Source organism: Flavobacterium cheongpyeongense (genome assembly GCF_003202435.1).
GTDB classification, from domain to species: domain Bacteria; phylum Bacteroidota; class Bacteroidia; order Flavobacteriales; family Flavobacteriaceae; genus Flavobacterium; species Flavobacterium cheongpyeongense.
Map to the genome: position 1 here is coordinate 60,128 of NZ_QJHK01000017.1, position 25,206 is coordinate 85,333.

Sequence of the window (25,206 nt, forward strand, 5' to 3'; positions counted from 1 at the left end):
TATGCAAAGAAAAATACTTTTGTTTGTGCTGTTACTAACCACGATAGTAAAGGCACAAAATGTTGCTATCCCCGATGCAAATTTCAAAGCCAAATTGCTGGAAGCTGATGTTACAAATTCCATAGCACTAAATGCTGCCGGAATCTCAATTAAAATCGACGCCAACAACAACGGCGAAATTGATACTAATGAAGCCTTGGCAGTATTTCAGCTGAAAGTTTCGAATTCAGGAATTCTTAACTTGACCGGGATTGCCAGTTTTGCCAATCTTAAAAATTTAGATTGTTCCAGTAACATTCTTTTAAACCTGGATGTTACAGCTTTGACCAATCTGACGAACTTAAATTGTTCTGTCAATTATTTGACGACATTCAATGTCAGTACATTAACCAATCTTGTCAACCTTTTTCTGGACCAAAACCAACTAACAAGTCTGAATATTAGTGGTTTGAATAATCTTAAAATTTTATTCTGCAGCAACAATAAACTAGCGAGCCTTAATGTAAATGGTTCAACCAGTCTTAAAACGCTATATTGCAGCAACAATCAACTGACAAGCCTTGATCTTAGCGGATTAACCAATCTGGATATACTGCTCTGCGAAACCAATAAACTCACCAATCTTAATGTAAGCGGATTAACCAATCTTAAATCATTGATGTGCAGTTATAATAATTTGGCTAATCTGAACTTAAATGGGGTAACAAATCTTGATAAACTGGAATGTAATTATAACATGCTTACCAGTCTGGATGTTAGTACTCTGACTAAACTTACTTATCTTTCTTGCTTTTACAATCAAATTACAAGTTTAGATTTAGGCAGTACAACTCTTTTAACAGATTTAAGCTGCGGCGAAAATCATATTACAACTCTAAATCTAAATGGATTAAGCAATCTTAAAACTTTGGCATGTTCCTATTTGCCTGATAATTTAGTTATTAATGGAACTGATTTAACGGCTTTAAAAACGTTTCAATACACAGGTTCTAATTCAGTTTTAACCTTAAATGGTTTTCCGAATATTGAAAATCTGAATTTAAATTTAACTCCGGCAAACATCACATTAAATGTATCCGGGTTTAGTGCTCTTGCCAACATTTATCTGTTTAATAACCAAACTACCAGTTTGACTGTAAACGGTTCAGGTACAACTCATATTAAATCGATCAATTGTTCTAATGGTACACTTACAAGTTTAAATTTAAACGGTTTAAGCAATCTTGCTTCCTTAAACTGCAACAATAATAAACTGACGAGCCTAAATTTAACTAATTTGACCAATTTGACTTATTTGAATTTTGGCGTAAACAAAATGACCAGTATCAATTTAAGCAGTGTTCCAAATTTGAAACATCTGGATTGCAACAATAACGTACTGGGGAGTTTAGATGTAAGCGGATTATCAAATCTGGAATATTTAGATTGTTCGAATCATATTTCGATAAACGCAATAGGCAACCAAATTACTTCTTTAGCTGTTGGGGGATTAACAAAACTAAAATATTTAGATTGTTCCAATTATGGTTATGATGGGGTTTTGGGAGCATTAGGAAACGTAATTACTTCTTTGGATGTAAATAATTTAACGCTGCTGGAACAATTAAAATGTTCCAAAAACCGTCTTCCCTCGTTAATTGTAAACGAATTGACAAATCTGACTACTTTAGATTGTTCGTATAATTTATTGACGAGTTTAGATTTGATAGGATTGACACAATTGACAAATTTGAATTACGCTCATAATCAATTGTCAAATCTTAATATGGTTGGATTGGTAAATATTAAAGAATTAGACTGTTCCTATAATACTATAAGCACGTTAAATGTTTTAGGAATGCCTAACATTACAACATTAAATTGCAGCTATAATGCCCTTACTACTTTAGATTTAAATGGACTAAGTCAGCTTACAAAACTACATTGCGGTAATAATCTACTCACAAATCTCGATGTAAATACGTTTACAAACCTGACTGAATTAAGCTGTAACAATAACAAACTGACGACGCTGGATGTAAATAATTTAACCAACCTTGACTATTTGCAATGCGGTGCTAATAAACTTTCAGGTCTGAATGTAAGCAACCTGACAAAACTGACAAGTTTGTATTGCAGCGGTAATGAGCTGACAAATCTTGATATCAGCAGTTTAACGTCATTATTATATTTAGGATGCAGTGTTAATCAGCTTACGTCTATTGATCTTACAGCTTTGACCAATCTTTTGGATATAGAATGCAGAAACAATCAATTAGCGAATATTGATATCAGTACTTTATCAAATTTGAGGTCTATTGATTGTAGATTTAATCAAATTACAAATCTTGATGTAAGTAATTGCCCTGAACTTCATACTGTATCTTGTACTAACAATCAAATTACAACCCTTGATGTGAGTTCATTAAAAAATCTTTCAGGTTTACATTGTGCTAATAATTTGCTCACGAATTTATTCATGAAAAACGGGCGCAACGAAAGCAATCTCGATTTTTCCGGAAATCCAGGCTTAGCTTACATTTGTGCCGATGATGCTCAAATGGGGTATGTGCAATCGCAACTGAACAGTATGGGAATGACAGCAACAGTGGCTAACTCTTACTGCAGCTTTACTCCGGGAGGACAACACAATACAGTAGTAGGAACCACAATATTTGATGGAAATAATAACGGCTGTAATCTTAACGATCCTTTGCATCCGAACATCCGAATTGATATAAACGATGGCACTACTACAGGTTCTGCTTTTACAAATACTGACGGAACTTCTACATTCTATACCCAGGCAGGAACTTATAGTATATTCCCAAACATAGAAAATGCAGGGGCTTTCAATATCTCACCTGCAAGTACTACCATTGACTTTACTGATAATAACTACAATACAAATTATCAAAGCTTTTGTTTGTCAGCAAATGGCGTACATCCGGATGTCGAAATAGTGATTAGCCCAATCACGCCTGCAAGACCCGGCTTTGATTCAGTATACAGAATTGTTTACAAAAATAAAGGGAATCAGGTGCTTTCAGGCAATATTACATTGGCTTTTGATGATTCAAAAATGGATTTACTTTCTACTACTCCTGTTGTTGACACAGAAACAACGAATAATTTAGAGTGGGCTTATAATGGTCTGCTGCCTTTTGAAAGCCGTACAATTGATCTGGAATTCAATGTAAATAGTCCGGTAGAAACTCCAGCGGTAAATAATGGTGATATATTCCATTTTACAGTTGCCATAACGCCGGTTGCCGGAGATGAATCGCCTGCTGACAATAGTTTTACGTATCATCAAACCGTTGTAGGTTCATTTGATCCTAATGATATTACATGCCTGGAAGGCGAAAGTGTTTCTCCTAGTACCATTGGCGAATATTTACATTATATCGTCAATTTTGAAAACACCGGAACGTATGAAGCTGAGAATATAGTTGTGAACATTGCTGTTGATGAAACTAAATACGATCTTAATTCTTTGCAGCTATTAAATTCATCACATTCTTCTAAGACTATCATTCACGGAAATATTGTTGAATTTGTTTTTGAAAAAATCCATTTGGCTGCTTCTTCCACTTCCAAACAGAAAAACCCGGTTGGTGGCCACGGAAATATTTTATTCAAAATTAAAACAAAAGATGATCTTATTAAGGGAGATGAGGTTGATAAAAAAGCCAATATCTTTTTTGATTACAATGCACCAATTGAAACCAATAAAGCTGAAACCGTTTTTGAATCATTAGGAAATAAGGATTTTGAAGTTGATAAAAGTATTTCGCTATATCCTAATCCAACTAAAGGCAATGTAAATGTCAGTAGTGATACTGTTATAAAATATATTGAACTGTTTGATGTTCAGGGAAGACTGCTTCAGACTGCAATTGAAAATGATACTACAGCTAAGTTTAATATTTCTAATAAACCAAATGGACTTTACTTTGTCAGAATCACTACTGAGAAGGGAAGCAAAGTAGAAAAATTAATTAAGGAATAGATTTAGGTACATTATTTATTCTGCTTAAAAGCCTTTCAAAGTCCGGTGATTTTGAAAGGCTTTTTTATTACAGGAAATCATGAAAAGATTCCATGATATCTTTTTCAAAGCATAAAGCTGAGTACTTTAATTTAACAGCTTAATATTTGTTGAATCGTCCTCGCGCTACATGCAGTTGCCACTTAAGGTGGATTAATGTTTAGGTTTATTACTATTTTTACAAGTATAAGACAATTTTTAAATCAAGCCTATTGTGACAATTGCTTGTAGTGTGTTGTGTGAGGTTATTTTATACTTTATCTCGTGGAAGAAAAAATCCTTTTATGCAATTAGGGTTTATTATGGATAGCTGAATATGATTTTTATCTCTAAAACCTGCTGTTGGATATAATTCCTCTCCTTCCACAAAAATACCTCTTACAGAATCATAAGGTTTTAATTTGTTTTCGGCTCTAAATTTATGATGCAAATTTATAACAGCGCAATCTAGTTGCCTCCATAAATTATCAGGATTTCCAACTAAAGGTTTTGGATTTGTGTTTTTTAAAACTTCCCACCCTGAAGATGTCTGTAAATCATAATAGTATTCGTAAGCATCTTTCAGTGTTTGAAGGCAATAATAATCCGTTAAGTCTAAACAATGACCTAAATCAATAGTTGCTCCCAAAACAGAGGGTTTAACTATTTTAGGTTTGTCTTTTTGTGGATTATTAAATAGGTGAGTAATAAATTGTTCTGCTCTGGAAGGACTATCTTCCCAAAAATACATACCCTTACCTAACCAATCGTATTTATTTTCGCTTGGTTTAAATTTTATTTTTTGAAGTAATATGTCGATTGCTATATTTTCATCACAACCGTGGAAACCTAATATTAAGCCAGATTTGGTTGTGTACATATATCTTTGTACACTTTTTTTAAGTTTCCTTTTTCAGTAAATATGCCAGCTCTAACCAAAACAGAACGAGCTTCTGCTTGATTATTTTTAATCTCTTTTCTTTTTTTATCCAAAAGTTTTTTTATTTCTTCGTATTCTGACCTACTCATACTATAAAAAGTTTAAAGTGTACTGCAAATATACGACAAATTTTATTCCAAACAGATTTTTCTTCTGTACTCATTTCTTTCGTGTTTTTAGCACTTTGGTTCTTTATAATCTCACACAACTTTATGCTAAATCAAATTTTTAGCAACAAAATCCCAGCTTGTTTTAACAGATTCCAGTGGATTTGGAGAGTAATTCGTTTCCTGCTCCACAAAAAAGTGCTGCATTCCGGATAGTTTAGCTTGTGCGAATATGTCTTTAAAGTTGATGCTTCCTTCGCCAACTTCCGTATTCCATTCTGCTTTGGATTTGTCCATGTCTTTTACGTGCCACATCGTAAATCGGCCCGGGTTGGCTTTAAACATTTGCAAAGGATCATTTCCTGAGCGTACAACCCAGTATAAATCCAGTTCAAAATCAACTAACTTTTTATCGGTTTCCTGGAGTAAAATATCATATCCTGTTTGATTCCCAAACTTTTTAAATTCAAAATCATGGTTATGATACGCTAATTTTAATCCAGATTGTTTGCATAAAACCGCTGCTTCATTTATTTTCTGCGCAATTCGTTTGTAACTGTCTAAGTCACCTCTTAATTGTTCATCTAAATACGGAACCGTTATGTATTCACCTCCTAATTGATTGGCGCCTTCCATACAAGCTTTTAGAAAATCAGCATTGTTATCTTTTATAAACGAATTAAAATCATAATGTCCGCTTGGCGCTTTTAGGCCATTATCAACCAATATCTTTTTGAAATCTTTTGCAGAAGTGCCAAAAAATCCTTTGTCGGCTGAGAATCCATAGGTTTCTACTTCTTTATAGCCTGATTTAGCCACATGTTCCAGAACTCCTTTTACATCTTTAGAAAAATCTTCTCTCAAAGTATACAGCTGAAGTCCGATATTTTTTGGCTTAGCCGAAAACGCTAGGGAAGGAGCGATTGCCAATGCACCTAAAGCCAGACCACTATTAATTATAAAATCTCTTCTCTTTATCATTGTTTTACTTTATTAAATTAGATATCACAAATTGCAATTGCCTTTTTCAAAGAGGCTATTTTATCTTTTTGTTTTGGAATAAATTCCTGTCCCACAAAACCTGTAAAACCAGTATTTGCAATAGCTTTCATTATTGCACTATAATTGAGTTCCTGCGTTTCATCGATTTCATTTCGACCTGGAACACCGCCCGTATGGTAGTGAACAATGTATTTGTGGTTTTCCTGAATGGTTCTGATAATATCGCCTTCGTCAATTTGCATATGGTAAATGTCATAGAGCAGCTTGAAATTTTCAGAGTTGATACGTTTCGCCAATTCTACTCCCCAGGATGTTTTACTGCATTGATAATCTTTGTGGTTGATCTTGCTGTTCAATAGTTCCATAACCAGGATTACGTTATGTTTCTCTGCTAATGGAATCAATTTTTGTAACCCAAGCAAACAATTATTCCAGCCTTCTTCATCTGTTTTTCCTCTTGTGTTTCCACTAAAGCAAATCAGGTTTTTGTAGCCCGCCTGAGCTACCAGCGGAATCATTTCGGTATAATTTTTAATCAGCTGTTCATGAAATTTCTGATCGTTGAAACCATCCACAAGATTTAATTCGGCTCCATTGCACATAGTAGAAACAAGATTGTGTTTCTTGAGTACCGGCCAGTCTTTTGGCCCCACCAGATCAATGCCAGTAATGCCTATTTTTTTGGCTTCTGAACAAAGCGTTTCAATATCAAAATCATTAAAGCACCAACGCGCTACCGAATGATTAATTCTTCCTTTCAGCATCGAATCTAATTTAAGTTCTTCGTCAGGTTTGGCTAAAGCGAATAAATCCGCTGGAACACCTAAAGTCACAGTTCCGGCAAGAATCCCTTTTATAGCTGTCCTTCTATCAAAAGTTGTACTCATTTTTTTATTTTTAAAATACTTAAATTTCATTTGCCAGTTTATTTTTGTCCTGAAATAAAAGAGCAAAAACAAGGAATACGGCAAAAGCGATTCCCGCAGGAATAATCCATACCATGAACCAGTTGACTGCCCCTTCAACAGTCTTATAATTATCCGTAATCCAGCCTGCAACTGCAAATCCAATTAACATTCCGATACCATAAGTAGCGAGCGTAATCAAACCCTGAGCGGCGCTTTTGTATTTTTCGCCTGCTTTTGAATTGGTATAAATTTGTCCTGATACAAAGAAAAAGTCGTAACAAATTCCGTGTAAAGCGATTCCGGTAATGAGCATGAAACTCAAATCGCTGCCATTTCCGTAAGCAAATAAAACGTATCGTACTGCCCAGGCCAGCATTCCCACCAGAATTGTTTTCTTAAAACCAAAACGGGCAAAAAATACCGGAAAGAACAACAAAAACAAGGCTTCGGATATCTGACCGATAGCCATTTTTCCTGTGGGATTTGCAACTCCGGCAGCTGTCAGGAAAGGATGTGCATTTTGATAATAAAAAGCCAATGGAATACAAATCAGAATCGATGAAATAAAAAAGATGAAGAAATTTTTATCTTTTAAAAGCTTTAAGGCATCAAGACCAATAATGTCTGCGATTCTAATTTTCCCCTCACTAACTTTTGGAGGGTTTTTTGGTAAAGTAAAACTCAATAAGCCCAAAACCAAAGCCGCAATTCCGGCCAAAAGAAATGTATTTTTAAGCAATCCGTTAGAAACAGCTTCTGCAGAATCCCAATGAAAGAAGAAGCTAATAGACAATCCAGCCAAAATCCATCCAATTGTACCCCAAACCCTGATATTTGCAAATTCCTTCTCCGCATCTTTCATCTGATTAAATGCAACCGAATTTACTAAAGCCAGTGTTGGCATATACAAAACCATATAACTCAATACATACACATAAAACATACTAACATCTGTCGATTGATACATTTGATACATTAAAAAAGCACCTGCCAAATGTAAAATACCTAAGATTTTCTCCGCATTAAAATAACGATCCGCAATCAAACCTATGATAAAAGGAGCAATGATAGCTCCCCAGGATTGGGTAGAAAAAACGGCTGCTGTCTCTGCACCGGAAGCTTTCAGATTGCTTCCTAAAAAAGTGCCAAGAGTAACAAACCATGCTCCCCAGATAAAAAATTCCAGGAACATCATTACAGATAATTTAATTCGGATAGTTGTATTCATACGTAGTGGTTAATTTGGTTAGATAGTTTTTGAACTAATATTATTTACAGCCTGTTGTCGTTTCCATAGTATTCCATTCTTTAATTGAAATATTGCGGTACCATACGTTATCGCCGTGGTCCTGCAAAGCAATTTTTCCTTTTTTGAATGTTCCGAAAGCTGGCCATTCCTTGAATTTGCTTCCTGCAACTAAAGCTTTAAAATGATCATCCCAAAGTACGGTTTCTACAATAATAACTCCGTTTAAAACAAAAGTCAGTTTTCCGTTTTTACAAACCACTTCTGCCGTATTCCATTCTCCGACTGGCTTAACCGGTTCCGATTTGCTTTGGATTAAATCATATAAATCTCCGGCACGGTGTTTCGTTATTTTTCCGTCGGGATGGCCATTATTGTCTAAAACCTGCATTTCTAAACCGGTTTCATACGTGTTTTTATATTTTTGCGGGTTTTCATTCACATAAAAAATAATTCCGCTGTTGGCATTTGGAGCGACTTTCCATTCTAATTTTAAATGAAAGTTTTCATATTCGGCATCTGTTACTAAATCTCCTCCCTGACCATTTTTGGCGGCTTCAGGGTCAAAATGCAATACGCCGTCTTCAACCTTCCATCCGGCGCTTACTGTTGTTTTTCCGTAAGTGTGCCAGCCTGTAGTTGTTTTTCCGTCAAAGATAGGTTTGAATCCTTTTTGAGCGTGTAAGGTTTGAAATAATGTGAATGCTAATATAGCTGTGATAATCTTTTTCATGATTTTTACTTTTTAATTCTTTAGTGTTTTTTAGAAGCTCAGGTTTTTCCAGCCTTCTCTGTAATCGCGTTTTACAAATTGATTTACATCATCTACATTGGTTACTTTCTTGGCATCATTATCCCAGAGTAATTTAACGGAACGTCCCGGATAAACATCTTCGCCAAGTACTTCTTTGTATAAATCGTATCCTCTTACAGCAAGATTGGCCATTAATAAAGCTTCTGTTAAAGGACCTGCTATTTCAAATGGTGAACTCAGTTCTTTTTTGCCATAACCTGCAATACATCCTTCAATCCATTGTTTTTGATGTCCACTGGCACCATCTTTTACGCGTGTATATTTCTCGGTAATTTTTAGGTTTTCATTTCGGCTTAAAGGCAGTAGTCTCGGATTTTCACTATAGGTATCACAAAGCATTTTTCCTTTTGTACCAATGAATAAAGTACCGTTTCCGCCATCACCAAAAATTTCATTAGCTCCTAATTCTTCAGGACGTTCAGGCTGAATACCACCATCCATCCAGTGCAGTTTGATATCGCCTTTTGTTTTATTGGTTTTTGGAAATGTCAATGTCACATGACTTGAAGGTGGACAGCTCTCCGGGAAATAGCCTCTTTTGAATTCATCAATATAAACCGAGCCAACGCTGCACTGCACATCTTTGGCATATTTTAGATTCAATACTGAGAATGGCGCTTCCATCAAATGACATCCCATGTCACCTAATGCGCCAGTTCCATAATCCCACCAGCCACGCCAGTTGAAGGGTACTAATTTGTCTACATAATTTTTGTAAGGAGCAGTGCCAAGCCATAAATCCCAATCCAGTTCTTTAGGCACTTCAGTTTTTGCGGTTGACCACGGAATTCCCTGCGGCCATACAGGTCTGTCTGTCCAGACGTAAACCGTATGTACATCACCAATTAAATCAGCATCGTACCATTCTTTTAAAATCCGGGTACCATCATTGGATGATCCCTGATTTCCCATTTGTGTGACTACTTTATAACGGGCAGCCGCCTGAGTCATCATGTGTGCTTCATAAATATCGTGTGCCATTGGTTTTTGCACATACACATGTTTGCCCAACTGCATGGCTGAAAAGGCCTGAATGGCATGATTATGATCAGGGGTAGAAACAGAGACTGCATCGAAATGTTTATGCTCTTTATCAAACATTTCTCGCCAGTCCTTGTAGAATTTTGCCTTCGGAAAACCCTTTACACTATCAGCGGCTCTTCTGGTATCCACATCGCATAAATAAGCAATATTAGCGATGCCGCTGTTTTCAAAAGATGAGATGTCAGATTTTCCTTTTCCGCCAACACCAATACTGGCAATTGTTAATTTGTCACTGGGTGCGACAAACCCTCTTCCCATAACATGCCTTGGAATAATCATAAAGGCAGCAGTTGCCAGTACGCCTTTTTTTAAAAAATACCTGCGTATATTCGATTCTGGTTCTTTATTTTTATTAAAGTCTTGATCCATAGATGATTTATTTTTTCAATGACAGGATGTAGATTGCGATCTTTTTTGCCTCGTCTTTTTTTAATCCAGTATGAGCCGACATTGGTATTGCGCCCCATACTCCGGAACCTCCTTTTATAATTTTATCTGATAAATATTTGATGTTTTTATCATTCATTGGGTATTTTTTGGCAATATCCAGATAGGAAGGACCAACTACTTTTTTATCTATTTTATGACAGGTCGCACAATCTTCTTTTTTTATTAACGCTTCTCCCTCAGAAGGTTTGGTTTGTTTTATAACACTGTATCCTGTTGGGATTGATTCATAATTTGAAAAAGAGCATAAAGCACCTAATGTTATCATTGCAACTAAAATTTTAATTTTCATAAGGTATTGATTAAACAAATTTATAATCCTAAATTTTTCCTGTTAAGCTGTGTATTGGTTTCAACTGCAGCAAAATCATCAAAAGCTTTATCGGTCACTTTGATGATATGTTTTTTTATGAATTCTGCTCCCTCACGGGCACCATCCTCCTGATTTTTTAAACAACATTCCCATTCCATTACAGCCCAGCCTTTGTAATCGTATTGCGCTAGTTTGCTGAAAATGGTTTTAAAATCAATCTGACCATCGCCGGGTGAACGATAACGTCCTGCACGATTCAGCCAGCTTTGATAACCTCCAAAAGTTCCTTGTTTTCCTGTTGGATTAAATTCGGCATCTTTAACATGGAAAGCTTTGATCCGTTCATGGTAAAAATCGATATACTGAATATAATCCAGTTGCTGCAACACAAAATGTGAAGGGTCGTACAGAATGCAGGCACGCTCATGATTGTTTACTGCTTTGAGGAACATTTCGTAAGTTTCACCATCAAATAAATCTTCTCCCGGATGAATTTCATAACAAACATCGACTCCGTTTTTATCAAATTCATTAAGGATTGGGAGCCAGCGATTCGCCAGTTCTTTGAATCCATCTTCAATTAAACCGGGCGGGCGTTGTGGCCATGGATGAAAATATTGCCACAATAATGAACCACTAAAAGTAGCATGTGCATTAAGCCCTAAATTTTGAGAAGCTTTTGCAGCATAATGCAATTGCTGTACTGCCCATTCTTGTCTTTCCTTTGGGTTACCTCGCAAAGCCTTTGGAGCAAATCCATCAAAAAAGTCATCGTAAGCAGGATGAACAGCAACCAGCTGACCTTGTAAATGAGTGGAGAGTTCCGATATTTTTAATCCGTATGAGCCAACAATACCGGTAAGTTCATCAGCATAGGTTTTGCTTTCAGCGGCTTTTTGTAAATCAATAAAACGTGAATCCAGAGTAGGGATTTGTACTCCTTTAAAATCCAGACTGGCTGCCCATTGGCAAATGCTTTCCAAAGAATTAAAAGGAGCTTTGTCAGAAATAAATTGCGCTAAAAAAACCGCAGGTCCTTGCATTGTGGTCATTTGTTGTGATTTAAATTAAAAAATCAGTCCATTTTTGAGATGATTTCCCTGATGCAATTACATTTTCTATAAAAGCCATTCCACGTACACCATCTGCTACTGTTGGAAAATCAAGCATGTTTGCTGTTGGTTCTTTTCCTTCTGATTTTGATTGTAAAGTCAGGGCAAAATTCTTGTATAAATTCCCGAAAGCTTCGAGATATCCTTCCGGATGTCCGCTTGGAATTCGGGTATTGAAGGCTGCAATTGGTGATAGATATCCGTTTCCGGTACGATACAATTGAGCAGGAGCGTCTAACCATTTTACGATTAAAGTATTGGGTTCCATTTGATGCCACTCCAGACCTCCTTTTTCTCCATAAACTTTAATTTTTAAGCTGTTTTCTTCTCCGGCTGCAATTTGGCTTGCTACCAAAATTCCATTGGCACCATTATCAAATTTAAGCAGTACATTTCCGTCATCATCCAGTCTTCGGTTGGCAACGACTGTATTGATGTCGGCACAAATCTGAGTAATTTTCAATCCTGAAATGTATTCTGCTAAGTGTGCTGCGTGAGTTCCAATGTCACCCATACAACCGCTTATTCCGCTTTTAGATGGATCTGTCCTCCAGATTGCCTGTTTGTTTCCGACGTTTTCAAAGTCGGTGCTCAGCCATCCCTGCGGATATTCCACCATTATTTTCCGAATGGCTCCAAAATCATTTTTAGCGACCATTTCCCTTGCCTGTTTTACCATCGGATATCCTGTGTATGTATGTGTTAGGCATAGATAAAGCCCAGTTTCTTTTACTTTTAGGGCCAATAATTTGGCTTCTGCTAAAGTCAGTGTCATCGGTTTATCCAAAACAACATGGAAACCATTTTCTAATGCGAGCATAGCAGGAGCAAAGTGAACATGATTGGGTGTTACTATCGAAACAAAATCCATTCTCTCCTCACGAGGTAATTTTGCTTCGGTCTCAATCATTTGAATGTAGGATGCATAGCATTTGTCATCAGTCAAACCTAATTCTTTACCCGATTCAAGGGATAATTCCGGATTAGAACTAAAAGCACCACAATGTAATTCAATTAATCCGTCCATGTTAGCTGCAATTCGGTGTACTGCTCCAATAAAAGCATTTTTGCCACCGCCAATCATTCCCATTTTTAATTTTCTCATATTTGAATAATCGTAATCTAGATGTTTTTTTTCTTTAATTCTTTTACAGCATAATCACAAGCTCTGGCAGTTAATGCCATATAGGTCAGCGAAGGATTTTGACAGGCACTTGAAGGCATGCAGGAACCATCAGTAACAAATACGTTGCTGACTTCGTGCATTTGGTTCCATTTGTTTAACACGGATTCTTTAGGATCATTCCCCATTCGGGCTGTTCCCATTTCGTGAATAGTCATTCCCGGATAGCAGCCGTTATCGTATGCTTTTACGTTTTTGGCACCAGCAGCTTCAAGCATTTCAGCAGCATCATACATCATGTCTTCGCGCATTTTGGCTTCATTCTCTTTGTATTCACAGTCGATTGCCAATACAGGCTGTCCCCATTTATCTTTTTTTGTATTATCGATGTACACTTTATTTTCATAATAAGGAAGCATTTCTCCAAAACCACCTAATCCCATTGTCCATGATTCTGCTGGTCTTGATAATATTTCTTTGAAATCACCGCCAAAGTCTAATTCGGCCACTTCTTTGTGCCAATGGCCTCTGCTTGCTGCACCCTGATATCCGAAACCACGTAAATAATCTCTTTTGTCATCCTTGAAATTTTGGTATCTTGGAATGTAAATACCGTTGGCTCTTCTTCCATAAGTATATTTATCCTCAAAACCTTCAACAGTTCCTTCTGCACCACATCTAAAATGGTGGTCCATTAAGTTATGTCCAAGCTGTCCGCTGCCATTACCCAATCCATTTGGATGCGCTTCTGATGTTGAGTTCAGTAAAATAAAAGTAGAACCTAAAGTTGATCCATTAACAAAAACAATTTTGGCATAAAATTCTATGCTTTCATTAGTCTCGCTATCTATGACCATTACGCCTTTTGCCTTTTTACTCTCCTTATCGTAAATAATGTGATTGACAATAGAGTAGGGGCGAACCGTTAATTTTTTTGTAGCTATTGCAGCTGGTAAGGTAGAGGACTGTGTGCTGAAATACGCCCCAAAAGGACATCCTCTGCTGCATAAATTTCGATATTGGCAGTTGCCTCTTCCCAGATGAGGTACGGTAAGGTTTGCACTACGGCCAATAGTTAATATTCTGGATTTGTTATAATGTTTTTCAATGCGTTCTTTTACGGATTTTTCAACGCAATTCATATCCATTGGAGGTAAAAACTGACCATCCGGCAAAAAAGGCCAACCTTCATTATGACCGCTTATTCCGGCAAATTTTTCTACATAATCATACCAGGGAGCAATATCCTTATATCGGATGGGCCAGTCATTGCCGTGACCATCTTTTATGTTGTCTTCAAAATTGAGATCACTGAAACGATAGCTTTGTCGTCCCCACATTAAGGACTTTCCTCCAACATGAAAACCTCTGTACCAATCAAAACGTTTATCTTCTGTATAAGGACATTCCAAATCATTCACCCACCAGCTTTCATTAGCTTGTTGGTAGGGGTAGTCCCTGGTTTGTACCGGATGTGTTCTCTTTTGTTCTTCGGTTAATTTTCCGCAATAGGCTATTTCCCAGGGCGCTTTCATTGCCGAATCATAGTCTTTAATGTGTTCTATGTTTTTACCACGCTCTAACATCAGGACTTTTAATCCCTTTTGAGTTAATTCTTTTGCAGCCCATCCGCCACTTATCCCTGAACCTATGACAATGGCATCATAAGTATTTTGTTTCTTTAAGTTGGTATTAATGTTCACGAATGTCTTTTTTAATAATTAATAAAATAAGTTCAAACGATGCCTTTATATTGCCCAGGCTTTCTGTCCGGGGGTGTAGTCTGCATTTCCATCGTATTTCCCCGGTATAGGTAAATATTCCCTTGCGATGGTACAGCCAATTTCTGAAGAGAAGTATCCTAAAAGTGTTAAATCTCTGGAAATCAAAAAGAAAGATGGTTCTTTGTTATTGTTGATTGTTTGTTGCTTTAATTCACTCATAAGAAGTTTTTTTTCTTCATTATTAAGGCTTAGGAATTCTTTTTTGAATTTAGTTTTGCTTAGTGCCAGCATATCTTCATAGCCTTTCTTAAAGATTTGTTGAAGATCCGGAGGGTAACAATCTTTTATAACTAATGGGATGAAAGTCCCAACACCTGCAGCTTTTGCTCCGGGAGAGTTTGCCGTAGTAGGTAAAATAATTTCGGCAAATTCAGCAAGAATTTCTTCATCTGTGGCTAAAAATGAATAGTTATAATCTTGTTCGGGATTATATACTGTAAAGCTTTCAAATAAAACCCCCATTGTTGTAGCTGAGATTGCTCCACCCATTAAATAAGCAATCTTTTTCAGAGCCTCTCTTCTTTCCATTTGCAAAATATTAAAAATACTATGTAAATATTACGAATGATTTAATTACCAATGCTTTACAATGTATGAAAAAAAATAATACATCCGTTACTTTATACCTTAATTATTTGAATGGAATTAATAATTTTTATAGTAAACGCTTTAATGCTGATTGTTAAACGTATTATTCTTCCTGTTAAGAAGAAACGAAAAATGTAATATGAATGTAACGCATTGGATGTAATTAATTTCTGATACTTTTTTTGTTCTGTTTCTCTACACAAAAAACACTTGAACAGACATGGTAGGGATGTTGTTTTTGAGCGAAATAGAAAGGAGGCTGTCCGAAAAGTAAGGGGCTGAAAACATCAATAATTTTCAGCGTTTTTTATTAACTATATTTCAGTAAAAGCTCTTTGAGAAGATAATGTTTGATTAAATAATCATCGAAATAAAGAAATGCAACAAGTGATTTTACTTTTCGAGCTGCTTCTTTTGCTTGGGATTTCCAGATTTTAAGTAAGTTGACAGAGATTTTAAAGAATAAGTATTTGATTTGTAAAGTTTTATATAGGTGTTTAATGGACTTGAATCGCTTAATTATGTAATTGATTTTTGAGAGTATGTAGCTTGTACTTAATAAAGGTTAATGATTAAATACCTGCCTAGGGAGGATTCGTTTTTTCCTTAAAATTTCAACTATAATAGCTTCTCAAAAAATTTCATCGATAGAATACTAATCTTAGTATATCAATTATCTCGATACTTCTACTTTATTATTTTATACGAATCTTAAATCATTCCTTTGAATCACAAAATTCATAAAATAATCATTATATCAACAAAAGAACATAAAAACATTAAGCCTATTACATAAAACTACTTCTGGTAACACAAAATTAATTCTTTTGTTTCTGATGCAAAACACATGATTATTTTAAGGCTGATAAAGTTATATCTGAAAATAAAAATGTAAACAAATCAACGTCAGATAAATGTTTCGTTTAAAAAAATAAATGAGCAATAAAGGGTACTGGAAACCTGTTAAATGCAAAAAAAAATATTTTTTATTTTCATGTTTCTCTATGCTTTTGTATCGCGCGCTCAAATCAATCAAGTGGCGCAGGATACTGTAAAAAGCGGCTATGATATTGGGAAAATTCAAATAGCAAATCCCAAAAGTATCTTGTCATCCTACACTTATGACCCAATTACAAATAACTATGTTTATACGGACTCTGTAGCTGATTTTTCGATTAATTACCCGCTATTTTTAACGCCTGCTGAATACGAGTATTTGATTTTGAAGGAATCGAGACGAAATTATTTTAGAAAAAAAACAGATGCCATTGAAGCTAAAAAAAACGGTTCTGAAGCTGCTAAAAAAGATTTACTGCCAAGATATTATATCAATTCAGGACTTTTTGAATCTATTTTTGGAAGTAATACCATTGATATAAAACCCACGGGATCTGTAGAAATGGATTTGGGATTATTGTATTCCAAGCAAGATAATCCCGCATTATCATCAAAAAACAGATCCAGTCTTACTTTCGATTTCGATCAGCGCATCAGTATGGCTTTGGTTGGAAAAGTGGGAACCAGATTGAGCGTAAATGTGAATTACGATACCCAGTCTACATTTGCTTTTCAAAATTTATTCAAATTAGCCTACACTCCGGATGAAGATGATATTATTCAGAACATCGAAGTCGGAAATGTCAGCATGCCTTTGAACAGTACTTTGATCACAGGCGCACAAAGTTTATTTGGTGTAAAAACCCAATTGCAATTTGGAAAAACTACTGTTACAGGGGTTTTCTCGCAGCAAAAATCAGAAACCAAAACGGTAAGTGCAGAGGGCAGTGGAACGGTTCAGGAATTTAATATGTATGCGCTGGATTATGACAGCAACAGACACTTTTTTTTATCGCAGTATTTTAGGAACAAATATGATGCTTCTCTTAAAAATTATCCTTTAATTGATAGCCGAATCCAGATTTCAAGAATAGAAGTCTGGGTGACCAATAAAAAAAGTCAGGTAAGTACAACGGCTAATAATTTAAGAAACATTGTTGCTATTCAGGATTTGGGAGAATCGCAATTGTCTGGTCTTACAGACAATCAGGTTGTGGTTTTAAATCCATCAACAGGAATGTTTAATAATGCCCCTGATTCTCCTCCAGATAACTCCAATAATGATTATGACCCGACACAAATTAAATCCGGAAGCGGTTTGTTGAATACTACTATACGCAAAATAGCTACCACAGCTTCTGGATTTAATGTGACAGTAAATGAAGGTCAGGATTATTCAAAACTTGAAAATGCCAGAAAATTAAGTTCGACAGAGTATACGCTGAATAAGCAGCTGGGATATATTTCTCTAGTGCAGAAATTGGCTAATGATGAAATACTTGCAGTTGCTTATCAATATACCTCTGGCGATCAGGTTTATCAGGTTGGAGAATTTGCCGGTGACGGCGTTGACGCAACGGTTGTGACCAACTCAGAAACCGTAACCACACAAAGTTTGGTGCTAAAAATGTTAAAAAGCAGTTTGGTTAATTTGAAAAATCCGGTTTGGAATTTGATGATGAAAAATATTTATCAAATTCCAAATGCTTATCAGTTGAGTCAGGAAGATTTTAAATTTAACATTTTTTATTCTAATCCATCTCCCTTAAATTATATTTCGCCGGTAACGTCATTTCTTCCCAATCCAACAGATGAAAATAAAGTAGCAGAAACACCATTGCTGAAAGTTTTTAATCTGGACAGACTAAATTCTACCAACGATCCGCAGGACGGCGGTGACGGTTTCTTCGATTATGTTTCGGGAATCACAATGGATACAGCAAATGGGAGAATTATTTTCACAACAAAAGAACCTTTTGGAGAATTGATTTTCAAAAAATTAGCAACAAATACGTCTGAAGATTATAACGATACAGCTTCGTACAATGCGAACCAAAAAAAATATGTTTTTAGAAGTTTATATAACAATACGCAAACAGGTGCTTTGCAGGACAGTGACAAAAACAAATATTTATTAAAAGGTAAATACAAATCTTCAGGATCAGACGGAATTTCTATTGGGTCAACCAATATCGCAAACGGCTCTGTAGTTGTTACGGCTGATGGAAGAATTTTGACCGAAGGAATCGATTACAGCGTAGATTATCAATTAGGAAAAGTTCATATTTTAGATGCTGCGCTTTTGGCTTCTAACGCCAGTATTACGGTAACATTAGAAAATAATTCGGTTTTTGGACAGCAGACCAAAAATTTTCTCGGTTTAAATATTGACCATAAAATATCCGATCAATTTACTATTGGTGCCACATATTTAAAATATACCGAAAAACCTCTAACTCAAAAATCAGTTTACGGACAGGAGTCTGTAGATAATACCATTTTTGGGTTGAACACTAATTTTTCGAGTGAAGTTCCTTTTTTTACCAGATTGGTTAATAAACTTCCTAATATTGATACGGATATTCCGTCGAATATTTCGGTTCGTGGAGAAGTTGCCTTTCTAAAACCAAATACAGCAAAAGCAAGTGATTTTGAAGGAGAATCGACTATTTATGTAGATGATTTTGAGAGTGCCGCTTCCACTATAGATCTAAGATCGGCTTATGCGTGGAGTTTGTCATCAACTCCAGGAAGTAATACTTCGAGTGCTTATAATTTCAATGAAAGTGCCACAGATTTAAGTTACGGTTTTAAAAGAGCAAAATTAGCCTGGTACACGATTGATCCCGTTTTTTATACTTCTAAACCTTCGGGGATTTCAAATGATGATCTTTCGTTGAATTCTACGAGAAGAATTTACGAAGAAGAATTATATCCAAATGTTGAAACCGAAACGGGACAGGCTCTTGTTGTGAGTACTTTAGATTTGAGTTATTACCCTTCTGAACGAGGACCTTATAATAATGAACCTGATTTTTCCAATAATCCCAAAGATAATTTTGGAGGAATAATGAGATCATTGAGTTCTACCAATTTTGAACAGGGAAATGTAGAATATATTCAGTTTTGGGTTTTAGATCCGTATGTAGGAAATGGAAAGGCAAATCCTGAAAATTCTGGTAAATTGTATTTTAATTTAGGTGAAATCTCCGAAGATGTTCTGAAAGATGGAAGAAAACAATATGAAAACGGACTTGGAGCAGACCAGCTTATGGTAACTCCGCGTGGCATTTGGGGAGATGTTCCAGCCTCGCAATCGCTAACTTATGCTTTTGATACCGATGCAGCTAATCGTTCTAATCAGGATATTGGTCTGGATGGTTTAAAGAACAGTCAGGAAGTTCAGATATATACCAATTATGCTTCTGAAACTGATCCTGCCGGAGATGATTATACGTATTATATGAATACTTCCGGAGCTATTTTGGAACGCTATAAAAATTACAATGGAACCGATGGCAACTCTGCCGTGAGCACAGATGATGCCAATCGGGGTTCTACAACGCTGCCCAATACAGAAGATATCAATAGTGACTATACCATGAATACGATTAATGCTTATTATGAATATAGTGTTGATATGAAACCGAATATGGAAATTGGAGAAAATAATATTACCGATATCAGAAACACGCAAGTCACCTTGCCCAACGGAAATTCGACAGAAGTAAGATGGATTCAGTTTAAAATTCCGATATCACAGCCTCAAAATACCATTGGAAGTATTTCTGATTTTACTTCAATACGTTTCATGCGAATGTTTATGACAGGTTTTAGTCAATCTATAACGCTTCGGTTTGGTGCTTTGGATTTACAGAGAGGTGAATGGAGAAGATATACGGAAACGCTGGATATTGAAGATACAGATGTTGATGACGACAGTACTGAATTAGATGTATTGACTGTAAACATTGAAGAAAACGATGGAAAATGTCCGGTAAATTATGTATTGCCACCGGGCGTAGTCAGAGAACAAGCGTATAGCGGTAACACGATTATTTCTCAAAATGAACAGTCGCTGGGTTTAAAGGTCTCCGGAAAAGGTTTAGAACCAACAGATTCGAGAGCGGTTTATAAAAGTATCAGCATGGATATGCGCCAGTATAAAAAACTTAAAATGTTTTTGCATGCCGAATCTTTAATCAATCAAACAGTACTTACAGACAATCAAATGACTGCTTTTATTCGGTTAGGAAATGATTATACCGAAAACTTTTATCAGATCGAAATTCCTTTAAAAGTCACGCTTCCGTCGGGGTGTTCGACTTTGAGTTCAGAAGTAGTATGGCCGGAAAGCAATGAAATCGATTTGTCATTGTCTTTATTATCACAGCTGAAAATGCTTTACAAAAAAATAGCAGCTACTGATCTTTCTACTGACGGAATTTATTATTTAAGTGAAGATGACGAAAAATTAGATCCTTCGCTTTCATCTAAAGTCAATAAATTAAGATTAGGTGTAAAAGGAAATCCAAATCTTGGATCTGTAAGAACTTTAATGGTTGGAATAAAAAACAACGATTCACATCAGTATATAAAAGGAGAAGTCTGGTTTGATGAACTTCGTTTGGCAGAAATGGACAATAACGGCGGTATGGCGGCGGTTGTAAATCTGGATACTAATCTGGCTGATTTTGCGACTATTTCGGCAACTGGAAAAAGGAGTACGATGGGTTTTGGATCTTTACAACAGAGTTCTCTCGAAAGAAGTCAGGAAGATGTGCAGCAATATAATGTTTTAACCAATGTTAATTTTGGAAAATTACTCCCAAAAAAATGGGGTGTGAATCTGCCTTTGAATTATGCCGCGTCTGAAACTATTATTATGCCAAAATACGATCCTGAAAATCCGGATATTACGCTCGAAACCATGTTGAATACGGCAGAAAGTGAAGAAGAAAGAAAAAGCATTAAGAACCGGGCGATTGATCATACGAAAACAACCAGCATCAATTTAATTGGAATTAGAAAAGACAGAAAACCGGAACAAAAAGCACATATATATGATATTGAAAATTTTACGTTTTCTCAGTCTTATAATGAAACCTCAAGTCATGATTATGAAAGAGAAAGTTATGTTGATCAAAGAACAAATACGGCATTAAATTATGAGTATACTACGGAAGCTAAAAATGTTGAGCCTTTTAAAAAAATTAAGTTCATGAAAAAAAGCAATTACTGGAAGTTTGTGAGTGATTTTAATTTTAATTATATGCCATCTAATATTACATTCAACACCAATATTATAAGGCAGTACAATAAACAGCAATACCGACAAGTTGATGTGGAAGGAATTCCACTGGAACCATCTTACAGCAGAAATTTTGAATTTAATGTTCAATATGGTTTTACTTTTAATTTGACAAAATCTTTAAAACTAAATTATACTTCATCATCCAGCAATATTGTAAAAACCTATTTAAACAGCGAGAATCAGCCAATTGATGATTTTAAAATTTCTGATAATTATTTTAATCTTGGAGAACCCAATAAATACAATCAAAAGCTTGTTGTAACTTATGAAATTCCAATTAATAAAATTCCGGTATTTAATTTTGTAAAAGCAAACCTGACGTATACAGGCGATTACAATTGGCAGCGTTCGTCTGAAGCTCTAGCAAAAATTGAAGTGAACGGTATTAATTATAATTTAGGAAATACAGTTCAAAATGCCAATACAAGTAATTTAAGTGCTTCTTTTAATATGGAAACTTTTTATAAGTATATCGGAATTGCAAAAATAATTCCGACTAAAAGTGCTCCAAAAAAGACTGTTATAAAACCGGGAGAAAAAATTGTACCGGCTGATATTCCAAAGACAAACAATAGAAGTTCTTTCCTGAAAAATCTTTATAGTGTCCTAACAAGTGTGAAAAATGTCACACTCAATTTTAATGAAAATAATGGAACTGTTTTACCAGGATATCTTCCTGGTTCGGGTTTTATGGGGTTTTCAAAACCAACTTTAGGATTTATTTTCGGAAGCCAAAGTGATATTCGGTTTGAAGCTGCGGAAAAAGGCTGGCTGACTACTTATCAGGAATTCAATCAAAATTATACAACTACAAAAAGTCATATATTTAAAGGTACCGCAAATTTAGAACTTATTCCGGATTTAAAAATTGATTTATTTGCTAATAGAACCTATTCAGAAAACTTTTCGGAACAATATGATGTTAGTAATGGTCAGTACAACTCAAGGTCTGCTTATATTTCGGGAGCTTTTAGTATTTCGACTGTATTGATTAAAACAGCTTTTTTATCCAGCGATGAAAACAGTTCTGTTGCTTTTAGTGATTTTAGAAAAAACAGACTGACCATTGCAAAAAGACTCGCAGAACAAAGAGGAATCAATGTAAACAACATTGCTAACATTGGCGCAGATGGATTTCCTCTAGGATATGGCAGTACTAATCAAGCTGTTTTATTAGCTTCTTTTTTAGCCGCGTATACAGGAACGGATGTTAATACTGTGTCATTAGGACTTTTTAAAAACATTCCGATTCCAAACTGGTCGCTAAAATATAATGGGCTAATGCGTTATAATTTCTTTAAACAAAGATTTAAAAGGTTTTCTCTTCAGCACAGTTATCAGGCTACTTATACCGTAAATGCTTTTAATTCGAATTATAATTATACCAAGAATCCAAACGGAATGGATGATAATGGCAATTATTACAATCAAACCATAACCTCTAATGTAACGCTGGCAGAACAATTTAATCCGTTTTTAAAAGTTGATTTTGAGTTGAAGAATTCTTTTAAACTGCTTACTCAAATAAACAAAGACAGAACTTTATCGATGAGTTTTGATAATAATAATTTGACGGAGGTAAACGGAATTGAATATATGGTAGGTATTGGTTATCGAATTAAAGATGTTATTTTTACTTCAAGATTGGCTGATAATCCTACCAATACCATAAAAAGCGATATTATTATAAAAGCCGATTTGACTTTGAGAGATAACAAAACCATTGTAAGGTATTTAGATTATGACAACAATCAATTAGTTGCCGGACAAAGCATTTGGACTTTAAAAACCACTGCAGATTATTCGCTAAGCAAAAATTTAACGATGATTTTTTATTACAATCATTCTTTTTCAAAGCCTATTATTTCAACATCTTTTCCACTTACAACAATTAGTTCAGGGTTGACAATACGTTATACTTTTGGTAACTAAATTTGTAAAGCTATTTATTGACCTTGGTGATACAAAATCTGAACCTTTTTTGGGGATTTGAAGATTTTAAATATGGTTTTATTATTTTTTGTTTAAATTTTGTTCAGTTATGTTTTAAAAATAATTCTATATCGATCAAAGATGTCGGGATATTGAATTAGTGCATAAAAGAAAAACACCAGTGTTTACTGGTGTTTTTGCTTAAAATAAAGATTAAAAAGTGACCATGGAGGGATTTGAACCCTCACGCCCTTGCGAGCACCACCCCCTCAAGATGGCGAGTCTACCGTTTCTCCACATGGCCTAAAATAAAAAAGGTCAAGTAAATGAATACTCAACCTTTTGTGACCCGACTGGGGCTCGAACCCAGGACCCCATCATTAAAAGTGATGTGCTCTACCGACTGAGCTATCGAGTCATTGCTTCAAGAAACTTAATTTGTTAATCACAAAATTTGTGACCCGACTGGGGCTCGAACCCAGGACCCCATCATTAAAAGTGATGTGCTCTACCGACTGAGCTATCGAGTCATTATGTTTCTTGAACGCGGGTGCAAATATAAGGAGTTTATTTTATTATTTCCAAGCAAATTTATTATAAATTTGTCTTTTTTTAACCAAATCTCACAACGCCTTAGTTTATAAGGTTTTATTAAAATGAAAAAAATCATATTATTAGGTTATATGGGCTGCGGAAAGTCTACAATTGCCCAAAATTTATCAAAAACTACCAAAATCCCGTTTCTGGATTTAGACAAATGCATCGAAAAAAGAGCAGAATTATCGATAAGTGAAATTTTTGAACAGCACGGAGAAGTCTATTTTCGAAAATTAGAACACGAAGTGTTCGTAGAATTACTTCAGTCTTCAGAAAATAGTATAATTGGTTTGGGGGGAGGCACTCCCTGTTATGCCAATAACCATGAATTGTTAAAAAGAGATGATGTTGTCTCAATTTATTTAAAGGCTTCAATAGATACTTTATACAACAGACTAGTGCATAACAAAAGTAAACGTCCGTTAATTGCAAATATGGATGAGGAAGAAATGAGAGCGTTTATTGCGAAACATTTGTTCGACAGAAGTTTTTACTACAACCATGCGCAGTATAAAGTTTCTGTCGATGATAAAACTGTTGAGGAGACAGTTCAGGATATTTTGGAGGTATTAGCTTAACGAAGCGTAATTACCTCCGTTTTCATCAAATACAACCTTAACATGTTCTAATAAAGATGTAGAAAGTGAAATTCCTTTGAAATCGGCTTTTACAGGGTATTTTTTGTGATTTCGGTCAACAAGTACCGCAGTTTTGAATTTCTTTAAAGGGGCGTCAAGGAAATGACGAACGGCATAGATTAATGTAGTGCCTGAATTTAAGACGTCATCAACGAGTACTAAGCCTTTGTTTTCATATTCTGATAGACTCAAAGAAGTCTGTATGGGTAATTGAGGATTTTGCTTGTCTACAATAACTTCACACAAAGATATTTTAAGATTGGATATATTGCTTAAGGCTAAAGCAATTTTTTTGGCAAAAACAGATCCATTATCAGCGATTCCGGCAATCACAACTTCTTCTTCATCAACAAAAGTCTCGTAAATTTGATAGGCGATTCGTTTTATTTTATGTTCAATTTCCTGATTGGTTAAGATGATATTTTTGCTCATGATTTATTTTTTTGCTAAA

16 protein-coding genes and 3 tRNA genes are annotated in these 25,206 nt (G+C 35.4%); 3 read left to right on the forward strand and 16 right to left on the reverse strand.

Going from position 1 to position 25,206, the window contains the following annotated elements; genetic code table 11:
* The first annotated feature begins 1 nt into the window (after position 1).
* Positions 2–3,991 carry a T9SS type A sorting domain-containing protein gene (locus DMB65_RS17245; RefSeq protein ID WP_110307865.1) on the forward strand — a complete coding sequence of 1,330 codons (3,990 nt, stop codon included), beginning with the start codon at positions 2–4 and terminating at the stop codon, positions 3,989–3,991.
* 289 nt (positions 3,992–4,280) lie between these two features.
* Here the strand turns inward: DMB65_RS17245 and DMB65_RS17250 are convergent, their stop codons facing one another.
* The 12 genes from DMB65_RS17250 to DMB65_RS17300 all read right to left on the reverse strand — a co-directional run bounded on the left by DMB65_RS17250 (position 4,281) and on the right by DMB65_RS17300 (position 15,377).
* A complete protein-coding gene (locus tag DMB65_RS17250; protein ID WP_110307866.1) occupies positions 4,281–4,889 on the reverse strand; it encodes a hypothetical protein in 609 nt (202 codons plus the stop codon).
* Positions 4,865–5,038, reverse strand: coding sequence for a hypothetical protein (locus tag DMB65_RS22200; protein ID WP_165834988.1), 174 nt, complete (start codon positions 5,036–5,038; stop codon positions 4,865–4,867). Before DMB65_RS22200 ends, DMB65_RS17250 begins: the two co-directional genes overlap by 25 nt.
* A gap of 126 nt (positions 5,039–5,164) precedes the next feature.
* Entirely contained in the window at positions 5,165–6,037 is an 873-nt protein-coding gene (locus DMB65_RS17255; RefSeq protein ID WP_110307867.1) for a sugar phosphate isomerase/epimerase family protein, read from the reverse strand.
* Between the two features lie 17 nt (positions 6,038–6,054).
* Positions 6,055–6,945 carry a hydroxypyruvate isomerase family protein gene (locus DMB65_RS17260; protein WP_110307890.1) on the reverse strand — a complete coding sequence of 297 codons (891 nt, stop codon included), beginning with the start codon at positions 6,943–6,945 and terminating at the stop codon, positions 6,055–6,057.
* Between the two features lie 19 nt (positions 6,946–6,964).
* Entirely contained in the window at positions 6,965–8,194 is a 1,230-nt protein-coding gene (locus DMB65_RS17265) for an MFS transporter (protein WP_110307868.1), read from the reverse strand.
* 40 nt (positions 8,195–8,234) lie between these two features.
* Positions 8,235–8,945 (reverse strand): 3-keto-disaccharide hydrolase, encoded by a 711-nt coding sequence (locus DMB65_RS17270; protein ID WP_110307869.1) that lies wholly within the window; start codon positions 8,943–8,945, stop codon positions 8,235–8,237.
* A 30-nt stretch (positions 8,946–8,975) separates the two neighbouring features.
* The gene (locus DMB65_RS17275; protein ID WP_110307870.1) at positions 8,976–10,439 is read right to left on the reverse strand and encodes a Gfo/Idh/MocA family protein; all 1,464 of its coding nucleotides are present in this window, start codon (positions 10,437–10,439) and stop codon (positions 8,976–8,978) included.
* A gap of 7 nt (positions 10,440–10,446) precedes the next feature.
* Positions 10,447–10,809 (reverse strand): c-type cytochrome, encoded by a 363-nt coding sequence (locus DMB65_RS17280; RefSeq protein WP_110307871.1) that lies wholly within the window; start codon positions 10,807–10,809, stop codon positions 10,447–10,449.
* Positions 10,810–10,829: 20 nt separating this feature from the next.
* Positions 10,830–11,882, reverse strand: a complete 1,053-nt coding sequence (locus tag DMB65_RS17285) for a sugar phosphate isomerase/epimerase family protein (protein ID WP_110307872.1) — start codon at positions 11,880–11,882, stop codon at positions 10,830–10,832.
* A gap of 10 nt (positions 11,883–11,892) precedes the next feature.
* A complete protein-coding gene (locus DMB65_RS17290; protein ID WP_230470707.1) occupies positions 11,893–13,047 on the reverse strand; it encodes a Gfo/Idh/MocA family protein in 1,155 nt (384 codons plus the stop codon).
* Between the two features lie 17 nt (positions 13,048–13,064).
* Positions 13,065–14,768, reverse strand: a complete 1,704-nt coding sequence (locus DMB65_RS17295; RefSeq protein ID WP_110307873.1) for a GMC oxidoreductase — start codon at positions 14,766–14,768, stop codon at positions 13,065–13,067.
* A 45-nt stretch (positions 14,769–14,813) separates the two neighbouring features.
* Positions 14,814–15,377, reverse strand: a complete 564-nt coding sequence (locus DMB65_RS17300; protein ID WP_110307874.1) for a gluconate 2-dehydrogenase subunit 3 family protein — start codon at positions 15,375–15,377, stop codon at positions 14,814–14,816.
* 1,027 nt (positions 15,378–16,404) lie between these two features.
* On the opposite strand from DMB65_RS17300, the gene sov reads away from it, so the two are divergent.
* Positions 16,405–23,520 (forward strand): T9SS outer membrane translocon Sov/SprA, encoded by a 7,116-nt coding sequence (sov, locus tag DMB65_RS17305; RefSeq protein WP_110307875.1) that lies wholly within the window; start codon positions 16,405–16,407, stop codon positions 23,518–23,520.
* 221 nt (positions 23,521–23,741) lie between these two features.
* Here the strand turns inward: sov and DMB65_RS17310 are convergent.
* The 3 genes from DMB65_RS17310 to DMB65_RS17320 form a co-directional block, all read right to left on the reverse strand.
* A tRNA-Leu gene (locus DMB65_RS17310) sits at positions 23,742–23,824 on the reverse strand.
* A gap of 41 nt (positions 23,825–23,865) precedes the next feature.
* Positions 23,866–23,938 (reverse strand) — tRNA-Lys (locus tag DMB65_RS17315).
* Between the two features lie 39 nt (positions 23,939–23,977).
* A tRNA-Lys gene (locus DMB65_RS17320) sits at positions 23,978–24,050 on the reverse strand.
* Between the two features lie 126 nt (positions 24,051–24,176).
* Between DMB65_RS17320 and DMB65_RS17325 the strand changes: the two genes are divergently transcribed.
* Positions 24,177–24,695, forward strand: a complete 519-nt coding sequence (locus DMB65_RS17325) for a shikimate kinase (RefSeq protein WP_110307876.1) — start codon at positions 24,177–24,179, stop codon at positions 24,693–24,695.
* On the opposite strand, the gene DMB65_RS17330 is transcribed toward DMB65_RS17325, so the two are convergent.
* Positions 24,687–25,187 carry a phosphoribosyltransferase family protein gene (locus DMB65_RS17330; RefSeq protein ID WP_110307877.1) on the reverse strand — a complete coding sequence of 167 codons (501 nt, stop codon included), beginning with the start codon at positions 25,185–25,187 and terminating at the stop codon, positions 24,687–24,689. The genes DMB65_RS17325 and DMB65_RS17330 overlap by 9 nt on opposite strands.
* Positions 25,188–25,206 lie beyond the last annotated feature (19 nt).

Coding starts and splice junctions, on each gene's coding strand:
- DMB65_RS17265 (WP_110307868.1), bottom strand. CDS start 8,194: ATGAATACAACTATCCGAATTAAATTATCTGTAATGATGTTCCTGGAA.
- DMB65_RS17325 (WP_110307876.1), top strand. CDS start 24,177: ATGAAAAAAATCATATTATTAGGTTATATGGGCTGCGGAAAGTCTACA.
- DMB65_RS17250 (WP_110307866.1), bottom strand. CDS start 4,889: ATGTACACAACCAAATCTGGCTTAATATTAGGTTTCCACGGTTGTGAT.
- DMB65_RS17260 (WP_110307890.1), bottom strand. CDS start 6,945: ATGAGTACAACTTTTGATAGAAGGACAGCTATAAAAGGGATTCTTGCC.
- DMB65_RS17285 (WP_110307872.1), bottom strand. CDS start 11,882: ATGACCACAATGCAAGGACCTGCGGTTTTTTTAGCGCAATTTATTTCT.
- sov (WP_110307875.1), top strand. CDS start 16,405: ATGCAAAAAAAAATATTTTTTATTTTCATGTTTCTCTATGCTTTTGTA.
- DMB65_RS17255 (WP_110307867.1), bottom strand. CDS start 6,037: ATGATAAAGAGAAGAGATTTTATAATTAATAGTGGTCTGGCTTTAGGT.
- DMB65_RS17280 (WP_110307871.1), bottom strand. CDS start 10,809: ATGAAAATTAAAATTTTAGTTGCAATGATAACATTAGGTGCTTTATGC.
- DMB65_RS17275 (WP_110307870.1), bottom strand. CDS start 10,439: ATGGATCAAGACTTTAATAAAAATAAAGAACCAGAATCGAATATACGC.
- DMB65_RS17300 (WP_110307874.1), bottom strand. CDS start 15,377: ATGGAAAGAAGAGAGGCTCTGAAAAAGATTGCTTATTTAATGGGTGGA.
- DMB65_RS17270 (WP_110307869.1), bottom strand. CDS start 8,945: ATGAAAAAGATTATCACAGCTATATTAGCATTCACATTATTTCAAACC.
- DMB65_RS17330 (WP_110307877.1), bottom strand. CDS start 25,187: ATGAGCAAAAATATCATCTTAACCAATCAGGAAATTGAACATAAAATA.
- DMB65_RS17245 (WP_110307865.1), top strand. CDS start 2: ATGCAAAGAAAAATACTTTTGTTTGTGCTGTTACTAACCACGATAGTA.
- DMB65_RS17290 (WP_230470707.1), bottom strand. CDS start 13,047: ATGAGAAAATTAAAAATGGGAATGATTGGCGGTGGCAAAAATGCTTTT.
- DMB65_RS22200 (WP_165834988.1), bottom strand. CDS start 5,038: ATGAGTAGGTCAGAATACGAAGAAATAAAAAAACTTTTGGATAAAAAA.